This is a genomic window from Leucobacter albus (assembly GCF_039528015.1).
In the GTDB taxonomy this organism is placed as follows: domain Bacteria; phylum Actinomycetota; class Actinomycetes; order Actinomycetales; family Microbacteriaceae; genus Leucobacter; species Leucobacter albus.
Genome location: NZ_BAAAKZ010000001.1, coordinates 134,132 through 146,445 on the forward strand (window position 1 = coordinate 134,132; position 12,314 = coordinate 146,445).

Genomic DNA, 12,314 nt, shown 5'->3' on the forward strand with positions numbered 1-12,314 from the left:
CCTACCCGCCGATGCGGCGGTAGCGCTCGAATCGACGCGAGCGGCGGTGCTCGCCGCGCTGCAGCTGCAGCGACGCGAGCTCCTGCGAGATCGCGTCGCCCATGCGCTCACAGAATGCGCGCGCCTCCTCCGCAGCGTCTGGCTGCTCGGCGACTACCCGGTCGACGATGCCGCCGGCGAGCAGCCGGCTTGACGAGACGCCCTGCTGCTCGGCGAGCTCAGCGGCGTGAGAGGTGTCGCGGTGCACGATAGCCGACGCGCCCTCGGGCGGTAGCGGCGACAGCCAGGCGTGTTCGGCAGCGAGCGTGCGATCTGCCGGCAGAATGGCGAGCGCGCCGCCGCCGGTGCCCTCACCGAGAATCACGGAGAGCGTCGCGCCGCGGTGCATCGTGAGATCGGCGAGGCAGTGGGCGATCTCGCGGGCTAGGCCGCCCTCCTCGGCGTCTTGTGAGAGCGCGGCCCCCGGGGTGTCGATGACGGTTACGAGCGGCAGCCTGAGCTCCTCGGCGAGCCGCATGGCGCGGCGGGCCGCACGGAGCGCCCCGGGCCCGAGCGGTGCGAGCGCTCGCTGGGTGCGGCGATCTTGGCCGACGACGACGGCCGGAACGCCGCGAAACCTCGCCAGGCAGAGCGACAGCCCCGGGTCGCGCTCGCCCTGGCCGGTGCCCGACAGCGGCACGACGTCGGTCGCCGCAAACCGCAGCAGCTCCCGCAGGCCGGGGCGGCGAGGGTTGCGCGACCGCGTGACCGAGCCCCAGGTATCTGAGGAGCCAGGGTGCGCGTCCCCCTGCCCCGCGAGCCCGGCGCCCCCGGCTACCCCAGGGTTCGCGGCGCGCGCGACGAGCTCGTCGTGCGTCGGTGGCTCGAGCAGCCTGAGCGTGCGCGAGATGACCTCGCGCAGCCCCTCGGGCGGCAGCACGCCGTCGATGATGCCGTGGTGGGCGAGGTTCTCTGCCGACTGCACTCCCTCGGGGAACGGCGCGCCGTAGAGCGCCTCGTAGACGCGCGGCCCGAGGAAGCCGACGAGGGCCCCTGGCTCGGCGACGGTGACCTGCCCGAGCGAGCCGAACGATGCGAGCGCGCCGCCCGTCGACGGGTGCCTGAGGTACGTGAAGTACGGCAGCCCCTCGGCCTGGTGCGTTGCGACTGCGGCGGCGATCTTCACCATCGCGACGAACGCCAGCGTGCCCTCCTGCATGCGCGTGCCGCCCGACGCCGTCGATGCGAGCACAGGCAGCCCCTCCGACGTGGCCCGCTCCATCGCCCGCACGAACCGCTCGGCCGCGGCGAGCCCGACGGAGCCGGCGAGAAACCTGAACTCGCACGCGATGAGCGCGACGCGGCGGCCGTCGATGAGCGCCTCGCCAGAAACGATCGACTCGTCGACGCCCGACTTCTCGGCAGCGGCGGCGAGCTCGGCCGTGTACGCGGGGGTCGCGAGCGGCTGCACGGGCGCCGCATCCCACGAGCGGAAACTCCCGGGGTCTGCGACGAGCTCGATGAGTTCGGCGGCCGAGTAGCGGCGCGTTGCGGTGGTCATCGCGCTACCTCCGCGGCGAGCCACTCGCGAATCGCGTCGCCGTGCTCGTTGAGCGTCGGCGGCGCCTCGTGGCGGGCCCTGGCGCGCTCGCGCTCGCCAGACGCGTCGACGTCGAAGAACCTGAGGGCCGGCCCCGGCAGCGAAATCTCGCCGAGGGCCGCGTGATCCACATCGATGATGAGGCCCTGCGAGCGCACCTGATCCCACTCGTAGACCTCGGTGAGGTTGCGCACCTTGCCGGCGGGAATGCCAGCGGCACTCAGCCTCGCGAGCAGATCGGCGGCGTCGGAGTCGCGAAACGCAGCCTCGACGAAGGCGATGGTCTGCTGCCGGTTCGCGACGCGCTCCGGGTTGGAGCCGAGGCCCGGTGTCGCGGAGTCGAGCTGAAACTCTGCGCAGAACGCCTGCCACAGCCGGTCGTTGGCGACCGAGATCTGCACGTGCCCATCGCGGCAGCCGAACAGCCCGTAGGGCGCGATCGACGGGTGGTGGTTGCCCTGAGCCTCGGGGGTCTGCCCCGCGACGGTGACGCGGGTGCCCTGAAACGCGTGCACGCCGACGAGCGAGGAGAGCAGCGACGTGCGCACCACGCGACCCCGGCCCGTCGCCGCGCGCTCGTGCAGCGCCGCCAGCACGCCGACGACGCCGTGAATACCGCCGAGCAGGTCGGCGATCGGGGTGCCGACCCGCTGCGGATCGGCGGGGCCCGGCCCCGTGATCGACATCAGCCCGGCCTCGCCCTGCACGATCTGGTCGTAGCCCGCGCGGCCACCCTCGGGCCCATCGTGGCCGAAGCCGGTGATGGAGAGCTGAATGAGCGCCGGGTTGAGCTCGGCGAGCGCGGCCGTGCCGAAGCCCAGGCGATCCATCACACCCGTGCGAAAATTCTCGACGAGGATGTCGGCACGAGCGAGCAGCGCGGTGAGCGTCTCGCGCCCGTCGTCGCTCTTGAGATCGAGCGCGATCGACTCCTTGTTGCGGTTGCACGAGAGGAAGTAGGTCGAGTAGTTCTCGCCATCGGAGCCCGCCACAAACGGCGGCCCCCACGACCTCGTCTCGTCGCCGGTGCCCGGCGACTCCACCTTGATGACGCGGGCGCCGAGATCGCCGAGCATCTGCCCGGCGTGGGGGCCGGCGAGCGCCCTGGAGAGATCGATGACGAGGAGGCCCGCGAGCGGGCCCGCCGCCTGAGCCGCCTGCGCGGTTGATGCGTGCGCGGCTGATGCGTGCGTGGTCACGGCTACTTGCTCCCGTCGGTCGCGAGGTAGTGGCCGAGCGCGCTCACCGCGGCGCGCACGCCCGTTGTGAGCGTCGGCTCGATGTCGGGCAAGAAGAACGGGGAGTGGTTCACGGCCGGGCTCGGGTGATCTGCCGGGTACGCGCCGAAGAACCAGTACACGCAGGGCACGCCGATGCTGTCGGCGAGGTGGCCGAAGTCTTCAGACCCCATCGCCGTCGGAATCTCGACGATCTTGTCGGCGCCCAGCTCGGCCGCGAGGGCCGCGCGCACCTGCTCCGTCGACTCGGGGTCGTTATAGAGCCGAGGGAACCGGGTGAGCTCCTCAATGCGCGGCGCCGGTGCCCCCGACGCTGCGGCCTCGGCGTTCACGATGCGGGCGACCGCGCCGAGCACCTGTTCGCGCACCTCGGGGGTGAGGGTGCGAATGTTCAGTGTGAACTCCGCGCTCGCCGGGATGATGTTCTCTTTCAGCCCGGCGTGGAACGTGCCGCAGGTCACCACGGCCGGGGTCTGCGGCGACAGCTCGCGCGACACGATTGTCTGCAGCCGCGTGATGATGTGGGCGCCCTGCACGATCGGGTCGATCGCGTCTTGCGGCTGCGAGCCGTGCGACTGCTTGCCGGCGAGGGTGATGCGCAGCGAATCCGCGAGCGCCATCGCCGGGCCAGAAGCGAGGCCGATGCTGCCCGCCGGCGCCGCTGGAAACACGTGCTGGCCGAGCACAATCTCGGGCTTCGGGGCGCGCTCCCACAGCCCGTCGGCGACCATGGCGACGGCGCCCTCGGCTGTCTCCTCGCCCGGCTGAAAGATCCATACGACGGTGCCTGCCCACGCGCCGAGCTGCCCAACGAGCAGCTCGGCCGCCGCGAGCGCCGTGGCGACGTGCGTGTCGTGGCCGCAGCCGTGCATCACGGGCACCTCTGTGCCGTCTGTCAGCGTGCCCCTGGCGCTCGAGGCGTACTCGGCGCCCGTGTCCTCTTGAATCGGCAGCCCGTCGGTGTCGGCGCGAAAGCCGACGACGGGCCCCTCGCCGTTTCGGAGCACGCCGACGACGCCGGTGCCGCCGCAGCGAAAACTGTCGATGCCGAGCTCGCTCAGACGGGCCTCGATGAACTCTGCGGTGCGGTGCTCCTGCATCGACAGTTCTGGTGTGCGATGCAGGTGCTTGTAGGTCTCGTGCAGGCGTTCGCGTGCCGAGTCTTGGAGCTGGGTGGTGAGCATCTGTTTCCCTTTCGCTGCGGTGATGGTGGTCTGAGGGTGGTTCCCCGGGCCCGGGGCGCCTGCGCCTGCGCCCGGGGCGCCCGGGGACGCCTGCGCCCGGGAGGGAGATCTAGTTGACGAGCACGGCCTCGTGCTGGCTGCGGTCGCGCACGATCCACGAGATGACGATTGAAGCGACAACCGCGAGTGCGGTGGCGAACAGCGCGAGCTGCGGCACGAGCGGCACGATCACAAACTGCAGCAGCAGCGCGACCGCGATCGCGACGATGGTGGCGCGGAACTGCTTCATCGCCACGATGCACTGCACGAGCACTGCGCCGAGCAGCGACGGCAGAATGTAGATGCGGGCGACCTCGACGAAATCAGCGGGAATGAGCGACACGAGCCAGGTGCCGAGCAGCCCGACGAAGACGAGCAGGCTCACGAGGTGCACGGTCGCTGCGCCGCCGATCGCCATGACCGCGGCGATGTCGCCGCGCTTCGTGCCGGGCTTCGCGTTGATGCTCGCCTGCGCGACGATCGCCGCCGGCAGCAGCTTGTTCGAGATGTTGCCGATCATGAACGCCTGGTACATGGCGGCCGAGCCGAGCACGGGGAAGTAGGTGAGCGGTTCGACAACCCAGAACACAGCGAAGGTGCCGGCGACCGCGGCGAACGCGACCCACACCATTGAGGCCGAGATGTCGAGGTCGGCGAAGAACACGAGGTAGAGCGGCCCTGCGAGCGAGAGCACGAGGCCGGCGAGCATGGTGAGCGAGCCGTAGCGGGTGGTCTGCCGCTCGAACAGCGCCATTGCTGCGTCGGCTCCGACCTGGGTTGCTGGTGTGGCGGTGGTAGTCATGGTGACCCTCCGAACTTACGAGGCGGTGTGAATCAAGAAGGCGGCGTAGAGCGCCACGAGAATTGCAATGCCGAGCGCCCACTCTTTGAGCCAGCGCGCATTGAGCAGCTTGGCGACGAGCAGGCAGAGCCCCATCGTCGCCGCCGAGATGAGCACCACGAGCAGGTGCGTCATCGACTTAGGTGTCTCTGCGATCGTGAGCATCGAGAACGCTCCGAGCAGGGCAGCGGTGGGAATGAGCGCCATCGCGGCGGGGTTGCGCTTGGCGAGGCTCGCGCTCCCGCGCTTGAGAAATGGCGTCATGATGAGCGTCGCGAGCATCCACATGCCGCCCGAGAGGCTCATCGCGAGAAACGCGACGGCGAAGACCTGCTGCGTGTACGTGTCTGCGCCGAGTTCGGCGCCCATCGAGGTCGCGGCGATGCTCGCCGACGCGGTTTCGGTTGCGGCCGAGCCGATCAACCCGATCCGCACGAGCACTGCCGGTGTGCCGAACAGCGCAAGCAGCGAGATCGCGACGATGACGACGGCGAGCGATGGCCCGATCGAGGCGACCGCGCCGGCGCGAAACGACTCCTTGATTTCGCGGAGCGGCATCTCGATGCCCGGGGCCGCGCGCTTGGCGACGCGCACGTAGAGAATGGTCTGGACAAAGATCACGGCGAAGACACCGAGGGCGCAGAACCAGAGCACCGGGGAGTTCGCGATCGCCCAGATATCGGTCGAGGCTGGGTCGGCCAGCCTGAAAAGCGAAGTGTGACGCATGTTGTGCTCCTTTGCATCTCATGCTTGTGAGAGATTCGCTCTCGCAATCACCCTGGGGTACACCGGGGCCCTCCGACAAGAGGTTAGCAGATCTCGCCACCCATTTGGCGAGATCCCCCATTTTCCCAGCGATTGCCGGGTTCGGCTTCTCGCCGCTCAAGAACCCGGGCATGCTCGGGGGCACAGCATTTCAACGTCGAAAGGCATTCACCATGGACGAGATCCAGAACCTCAGCGCGGTCGAGGTCACCCACCTCATCAGGCGGCGCGACCTGTCGGCGCGCGAGGCGCTTGCCAGCCACATCGCGGCCATTGACGAGCGCAACGGGGCGGTGAACGCGGTGATCACGACCGACTTCGAGCGCGCGACGGAGCTCGCCGCGCGCGCCGACGAGCACACGGCTCGCGGCGGGCCGCTCGGCATTCTCCACGGGCTGCCGATGACGCACAAAGACACGTTCGCGACCGCGGGGCTGCGCTCGACGCAGGGGTCGAAGGCGCTCGAGCACAACGTGCCGGCGAGCGACGACCTGCAGGTCGCGCGGCTCGCAGCCGCTGGAGCGATTCGCACGGGCAAGACGAACGTGCCAGAGTTTGGTGCGGGGTCGCACACCTTCAACGATCTTTTCGGAACGACGACCAACCCATACGCGCCGTCGCTCTCGGCAGGCGGATCCTCGGGCGGAGTCGCGGCCGTGGTCGCCGCCCGCATCCAGGCATTCGGCGACGGCTCCGACATGGGTGGGTCGCTGCGCATTCCGGCCTCGTTCTGCAACGTTTACGGGCTCAGGCCCTCGTACGGCGTGATTCCGCTCGAGAGCGCATCGAACGCGTACAGTTGGCTCGCGCGCTCCGGGCCGATGGCGCGCAGCGTCGAAGACCTCGCGCTGTTCATGCGCGCGAGCGCCGGGCCGACGAGCCTGCCAAACCCGAGCCCGCTGACGCCGCACGACTTCGGCACGCCGCTGCCAGACCTCACGGGGGTGCGCATCGGCTACAGCTTCGACTTTGGTATCGGTATGCCCGTCGAGCGCGCCGTCATCGACACACTGAGCGCGCAGCTGCGCGTGTTCGAAGACGCCGGGGCGATTCTCGAGGAGGCCTCTATCGACTTCGGCGATGCCGACGAGGTGTTTCAGGTGACGCGCGCCTTCGACTTCGCGACGGGCATCGGGCCGCTGCTCGCCGACTACGGCGACGTCATCAAGCCCGAGGTGATCTGGAACGTGCAGAAGGGGCTCGACCTCGACGGCGCCGCGATGATTTCAGCGCACGCGGCCCGCACGCGGCTCGAGCGCGCGGTGCAGTCGTTCTTCGGGCGCTACGACGCCTTCCTCAGCCCGGCGGCACAGGTGCTGCCGTTCGACGCGAGCTGGCGCTGGCCTCAGGAGATCGCGGGGGTGGCCGCCGAGAACTATCTCGATTGGATGCGTTCGGCCTGCGTGCTCTCGGCGACGAGCCTGCCCGTGCTTGCGATGCCCGGTGGCTTCACCGAGAGCGGCCTGCCCGTGGGGTGGCAGCTCGCTGCGAACCACTACCGCGATGCCGACCTGCTGCGCTGGGCTGCGGCATACGAGCAGGCCACCGGGTTCGCGAAGCGACCGCCCGAGCTCATCGCGCCGGCCCAGTAGAATCGGGGTGCGCCCGGGCGGGCGCCCCGGGTCAGAGAGGACAGCGCGATGATAGCGGACGGGCTCAATGACCTGCAGCGCCGCATTATCGCCGCGCTGCAGGTCGACGGTCGCGCGCCGTGGCGCAAGATCGCCGAAGCGCTCGGCGAGCCCGAGCGCACCGTCGCGCGCTACGGCAACGAACTGCTCGAGAGCGGCCGGGTCGTGATCGCCGCGGTGGATCACTTTGAGCACTCCATGATTCTCGCGTGCACGAGTGCCGCGGGCACCGCGAGGTTGAGCGGCGAGGCGCTCGCGCAGCGCGACGACGTCACCTTCAGCTACCTCACCACCGGCACGGCAGACGTCGTCGCGGAGATCGGCTACCGAGACAACCTCGGCGAGCTACTCACGACTCGACTGCCGGCCACCGCGGGTGTGCAGAGCTTCTCGGCGATGCCGATTCTGCGGTATTTCAAGACGATTCGCGGCTGGCGCACCGGCGCGCTCACCGAGACCGAGACCGAGGCGCTCGTCGCCCGCACCGGCCCAGACCGCACCGAATGGAGCCTGCCAGAGAGTCGGGGCCCGAAAGACGACGAGCTCATCGGGGCGCTGAAGGCAGACGGTCGCGTGAGCATCGAGGCGCTCGCCCGCCGCGCCAAGATGAGCGAAACCTCGGTGGCGCGCAGGGTCGAGTGGCTGCTGAGCTCGGGCCAGTTCTCAATTCGCGCGCTCGTCGACCCTGCGCTCGTCGGCTTCGAGGTCGAGGCGATTCTCTGGGCGCGGGTCGCGTCGTACCGCGTCGAGGCACTCGGCAACGAGCTGCGGCAGTGGCCCGAGGTGCGCTACGCGGCGGCCATCGCTGGCGACGCGCAGCTCATGGTGAACGTCACGGCGGCCTCGCACCACGAGCTCTACCAGCTGCTTGCTCGCCCGGCGTGGGAGGAGCACGAGACACTTGTCTCGACCGACCTCATCATTGAGGCCCGCAAGCGCGGGGGCCGCGCGGTGTAGCGAGGGCTTGGGTCGCTCGCGCAGAGCCACTTGCGCAGAGCGCGCTCGGGCGCGGCGCCCTGAGGGGGAACGCCCTGACCTACCGAGCCCGAGCGGGCACGGGGCGATTACTGCGGGGCGAGCCCGAGGTCTTCGAGGCCGATCGCGAAGCGGTATTCGTAGCCGGCCTCTTCGATGCGCGCCTTTGCGGGCGCCTGGCGATCCACCACGACAGCGACAGCGACAACCTCGGCGCCGACCTTCTTCAGCGCCTCGATGGCCGCGAGCGGCGAGCCGCCGGTCGTTGACGTGTCTTCGACAACGACGACGCGCTTGCCCTCGAGATCGGGGCCCTCGACCTGGCGGCCACGGCCGTGATCTTTCGGCTCCTTGCGCACGACGAACGAATCGTAGACCTCGCCGCGGGCCACACCCTGGTGCATAATCGCAGAGGCGATGGGGTCGGCGCCCATGGTGAGGCCGCCGACCGCGACGACGCCGTCGATATCGGCGATGAGATCGAGCATCACCTGGCCGATGAGCGGGGCCGCGCGGTGATCGAGCGAGAGCTTGCGCAGGTCGATGTAGTACGTCGCCTTCTTGCCGCTCGTGAGCGTGAAGTCGCCGTGGAAGACGGCCTCGGTCTTGATGAGATCAATGAGCTGTTCGCGCGCGGTGGTCATGGTGTTCATTCTAGTGTCGGTGCGCGGTTACGCCCGCAGCGAGAGGCCGCCGCTCGCGCGCTCCGGCCGCCTAAGCTCGATAGCGTGAACGCAGCACTCTCAGACGCCCAGCTCGCCGAACTCGTGGCGCTCTTCGAGCGCGGCCAGGTCGCCGTGCTCACGGGGGCCGGCATGAGCACCGACTCCGGCATTCCCGACTATCGCGGCGCCGGCACCCCACCGCGCGCCCCGATGAACATCGCGCAGTTCACCGACGACCCGCACTATCGGCGCAGGTTCTGGGCGGGGGCGCGCATCGGGCAGAACCGCATGAGCGCGGTCGAGCCGAACGCCGGGCACCGCGCGCTCGCGCGGCTCGAGGCAGCTGGCCGCATCGAGGGAGTCATCACGCAAAACGTCGACGGGCTGCACCGCGCAGGCGGTTCGGGCACCGTCGTCGAGTTGCACGGAGGTGGCGGGGTGATGCGCTGTATACAGTGCGGCGAGAGGTGGACCCGCACCGAGGTGCTGGGCTGGTTCGACACGCTCAACCCCGGCTACGCCGAGCGCAACGCCGACGCCGAGATCGCGCCAGACGGCGACGCCCTCGTCTCTGAGGTGGAGACTGTGCGTGTGCCGCTGTGCCCCGGGTGCGGCGGCACGCTGCGCCCCGACGTCGTCTACTTCGGCGAGACCGTGCCCGTCGACGTGTTCGCCGCGGCCGCGTCGCTCGTTGAGCGCTCCTCGGCGCTGCTGGTCGCGGGCTCGTCGCTCGCCGTGAACACGGGCATGCGGCTCGTGCACAAGACCGAGCGCCAGGGCAACCCGCTCGCAGTCATCAACCGCGGGCCGACCGCGGTCGATCAGCGCCCCTCGCTTGCCGTGCGCATCGACGGTGGCACGAGCGAGACGCTCACGGCGCTCGCCGACGCGCTGGGGGCGTAGCCGCCGGGCCGCCGGGGCCCGGGGCCGCCGGGCCGCCGGGCCTCCGGGCCGCCGGGCCTCCGGGCCTCGGGCCAAACCGCGAAAGCACACGATAATCACCGGAGCACACGTAATGTTGCTCAATTTACGTGTGCGCGGGTGAATATCGTGTGCTTCGGTGAACGCCTGGCCGGGGCCGGGTGGCAGGGGCCAAGGGCGAAGGCCAAGGGCCGGGGCCGGGTCTGCCCCGGCCCCGGCCCCGCCGCGGCTACTCGATGACGACCACGAGGTCGCCCGCCTCGACGCCGCGCGTGCCCTCGAACGCGACCCGCTTCACGACGCCGGCAACGGGAGAGGTGATCGCGGCCTCCATCTTCATGGCCTCGATCGTGCCGATCGCCTGGCCGGCGGCAACAGAGTCGCCCTCGGCGACCTTCACGGTCACGGTGCCAGAGAAGGGAGCCGCGATCTGGCCGGCGACGGTGCGGTCGGCCTTCTCTGCAGTCTCGGCGGTCACCGCGATGCGCTCGTCTTTCACGAACACGGGGCGCAGCTGGCCGTTGACGCGCACCATGACGGTGCGAACGCCCTTCTCGTCGGGCGCACCGATGGCCTCGAGGCCAACGTAGAGGCGCACGCCGCGGCTGAGATCGATCGCGTGCTCGGCGTTCGGGTCGAGCCCGTAGAGGTAGTCGCCCGTGTCGACGACAGAGAGATCGCCGTACTGCTCGCGCGCGTCTTCGAACTGCGCGGTCGGCGCGGGGAAGAGCAGCCGGTTCAGGGTCGAGCGGCGCGACGCGCTGTCGCCGTCGAGCTTCGCCTCGTCTTCGGCAGAGACCGGGGCGACCTCGATCGAAACGTCGCGACCCGCGAGCACGCGGGAGCGGAAGGGCTCGGGCCACCCGCCGGGGATCTCGCCGAGCTCGCCAGCAAGGAAGCCGACGACGGAGTCGGGCACGTCGAACTTCTCGGGGTTCGCCTCGAAGTCTGCCGGGTCGGCGTCGACGGCCGCGAGGTGCAGCGCGAGGTCGCCGACGACCTTCGACGAGGGGGTCACCTTCGGGATGCGCCCGAGGATGCGGTCGGCCGCCGCGTACATGTCTTCGATCTTCTCGAAGTTCTCGGACAGCCCGAGCGCGATCGCCTGCTGGCGCAGGTTCGACAGCTGGCCGCCAGGGATCTCGTGGGTGTACACGCGACCCGTCGGAGCGGTGAGGCCCGACTCAAACGGCTTGTACAGCGTGCGCACCGCGTCCCAGTAGGGCTCGAGCGCGTAGGCCGCGTCGGGGTCGATGCCTGTGTCGCGCTCGGTGTGGGCGAGCGAGGCAACGAGGCCCGAGAGCGAGGGCTGGCTCGTGGTGCCAGACATCGGGGCCGAGGCGGCATCGACCGCGTCGACGCCGGCGGCCGAGGCCGCGAGCAGCGTCGCGAGCTGGCCGCCAGGGGTGTCGTGCGTGTGCAGGTGCACCGGCAGGTCGAAGCGCTCGCGCAGCGCGGTCACGAGCTTCGCGGCGGCAGCAGGGCGGAGCAGGCCGGCCATGTCCTTAATCGCGAGCACGTGAGCGCCGGCCTCGACGATGCGCTCCGCGAGCGACAGGTAGTAGTCGAGGGTGAACTTGTCTTCGGCGGGCGACAGCAGGTCACCCGTGTAGCAGAACGCGACCTCGGCAACCGCCGTGCCCGTCTCGCGCACGGCGTCGATCGCGACGCGCATCTGGTTCACGTCGTTGAGCGCATCAAAGATGCGGAAGATGTCGACGCCGGTCGCCGCAGCCTCCTGCACGAAGGCCTGCGCGACCTTCGGCGGGTAGGGCGTGTAGCCGACGGTGTTCTGGCCGCGCAGCAGCATCTGGATCGGCACGTTCGGCAGGGCGTCGCGCATGGCAGCGAGCCGCTCCCAGGGGTCTTCGCCGAGGAACCGGAGCGCGACGTCGTAGGTCGCGCCGCCCCACGCCTCAACCGAGAACAGCTGCGGCGTCATGCGCGCAACGTGCGGGGCGACGGCCACGAGGTCGCGCGTGCGCACGCGGGTAGCGAGCAGCGACTGGTGTGCGTCGCGGAACGTCGTGTCGGTGACCGCGAGCGCCGTCTGCGCTCGGAGCGCTTTCGCGAAGCCCTCGGGGCCGAGCTCGAGCAGCCGCTGGCGGCCGCCGGCCGGAGCGGGAGCGTCGAGGTCGATCGCTGGCAGCTTCACCTGCGGCTCGATCGTCTGCGGGCGGGCACCGTGCGGCTGGTTCACGGTAACGTTCGCGAGGTGCTGCAGCAGGCGGGTCGCGCGGTCCTTCGGCTTGTTCAGCGTGAGCAGCTCGGGGCGCTCCTCGATGAACGCCGTCGAGACGTCGCCGGCCTGGAACGAGGCGTCGTCGAGCACGGCCTGCAGGAAGGGGATGTTCGTTGCGACGCCGCGGATCCTGAACTCGGCGAGTGCGCGGCGAGCGCGCACGACCGCGTCTTCGAATGAGCGGCCGCGGCACGTGAGCTTCGCGAGCATCGAGTCGAAGTGCGGGCTGATGTA

The 12,314-nt window shown here is 70.1% G+C and carries 10 protein-coding genes; 3 read left to right on the forward strand and 7 right to left on the reverse strand.

Translation table 11 applies throughout. The features are described 5' to 3' along the window. Position 1 precedes the first annotated feature (1 nt). From ABD115_RS00590 to ABD115_RS00610, 5 genes are all read right to left on the reverse strand, one after another. The gene (locus ABD115_RS00590; RefSeq protein ID WP_343957124.1) at positions 2 to 1,540 is read right to left on the reverse strand and encodes a carboxyl transferase domain-containing protein; all 1,539 of its coding nucleotides are present in this window, start codon (positions 1,538 to 1,540) and stop codon (positions 2 to 4) included. Next, entirely contained in the window at positions 1,537 to 2,778 is a 1,242-nt protein-coding gene (locus ABD115_RS00595) for a CaiB/BaiF CoA transferase family protein (protein ID WP_343957126.1), read from the reverse strand. The genes ABD115_RS00590 and ABD115_RS00595 overlap by 4 nt, the downstream gene beginning before the upstream one ends. 2 nt (positions 2,779 to 2,780) lie before the next feature. Beyond that, positions 2,781 to 4,001, reverse strand: coding sequence for an amidohydrolase (locus tag ABD115_RS00600; RefSeq protein ID WP_343957128.1), 1,221 nt, complete (start codon positions 3,999 to 4,001; stop codon positions 2,781 to 2,783). Positions 4,002 to 4,110: 109 nt separating this feature from the next. Further along, positions 4,111 to 4,842 carry a hypothetical protein gene (locus ABD115_RS00605; RefSeq protein ID WP_343957130.1) on the reverse strand — a complete coding sequence of 244 codons (732 nt, stop codon included), beginning with the start codon at positions 4,840 to 4,842 and terminating at the stop codon, positions 4,111 to 4,113. Between the two features lie 15 nt (positions 4,843 to 4,857). Continuing rightward, positions 4,858 to 5,607 (reverse strand): DUF5058 family protein, encoded by a 750-nt coding sequence (locus ABD115_RS00610; protein ID WP_343957132.1) that lies wholly within the window; start codon positions 5,605 to 5,607, stop codon positions 4,858 to 4,860. Between the two features lie 212 nt (positions 5,608 to 5,819). On the opposite strand from ABD115_RS00610, the gene ABD115_RS00615 reads away from it, so the two are divergent. Further along, positions 5,820 to 7,238 (forward strand): amidase, encoded by a 1,419-nt coding sequence (locus tag ABD115_RS00615; RefSeq protein WP_343957134.1) that lies wholly within the window; start codon positions 5,820 to 5,822, stop codon positions 7,236 to 7,238. 48 nt (positions 7,239 to 7,286) lie between these two features. Next, positions 7,287 to 8,234: an Lrp/AsnC family transcriptional regulator gene (locus tag ABD115_RS00620; RefSeq protein WP_343957136.1), complete on the forward strand. Its 948-nt coding sequence runs from the start codon at positions 7,287 to 7,289 to the stop codon at positions 8,232 to 8,234. Positions 8,235 to 8,341: 107 nt separating this feature from the next. Here the strand turns inward: ABD115_RS00620 and pyrE are convergent, their stop codons facing one another. Further along, entirely contained in the window at positions 8,342 to 8,896 is a 555-nt protein-coding gene (pyrE, locus tag ABD115_RS00625; RefSeq protein ID WP_343957138.1) for an orotate phosphoribosyltransferase, read from the reverse strand. A gap of 84 nt (positions 8,897 to 8,980) precedes the next feature. Here pyrE and ABD115_RS00630 point away from each other — a divergent pair, with 84 nt between their 5' ends. Continuing rightward, complete coding sequence (locus tag ABD115_RS00630; RefSeq protein WP_343957139.1) at positions 8,981 to 9,820, forward strand: Sir2 family NAD-dependent protein deacetylase; 840 nt, start codon at positions 8,981 to 8,983, stop codon at positions 9,818 to 9,820. A gap of 247 nt (positions 9,821 to 10,067) precedes the next feature. Here ABD115_RS00630 and ABD115_RS00635 read toward each other — a convergent pair. After that, positions 10,068 to 12,314 (reverse strand): pyruvate carboxylase (locus tag ABD115_RS00635; RefSeq protein ID WP_343957141.1); only part of this gene is annotated, 2,247 nt, incomplete at its 5' end.

Coding starts and splice junctions, on each gene's coding strand:
- ABD115_RS00615 (WP_343957134.1), top strand. CDS start 5,820: ATGGACGAGATCCAGAACCTCAGCGCGGTCGAGGTCACCCACCTCATC.
- pyrE (WP_343957138.1), bottom strand. CDS start 8,896: ATGACCACCGCGCGCGAACAGCTCATTGATCTCATCAAGACCGAGGCC.
- ABD115_RS00590 (WP_343957124.1), bottom strand. CDS start 1,540: ATGACCACCGCAACGCGCCGCTACTCGGCCGCCGAACTCATCGAGCTC.
- ABD115_RS00605 (WP_343957130.1), bottom strand. CDS start 4,842: ATGACTACCACCGCCACACCAGCAACCCAGGTCGGAGCCGACGCAGCA.
- ABD115_RS00620 (WP_343957136.1), top strand. CDS start 7,287: ATGATAGCGGACGGGCTCAATGACCTGCAGCGCCGCATTATCGCCGCG.
- ABD115_RS00600 (WP_343957128.1), bottom strand. CDS start 4,001: ATGCTCACCACCCAGCTCCAAGACTCGGCACGCGAACGCCTGCACGAG.
- ABD115_RS00610 (WP_343957132.1), bottom strand. CDS start 5,607: ATGCGTCACACTTCGCTTTTCAGGCTGGCCGACCCAGCCTCGACCGAT.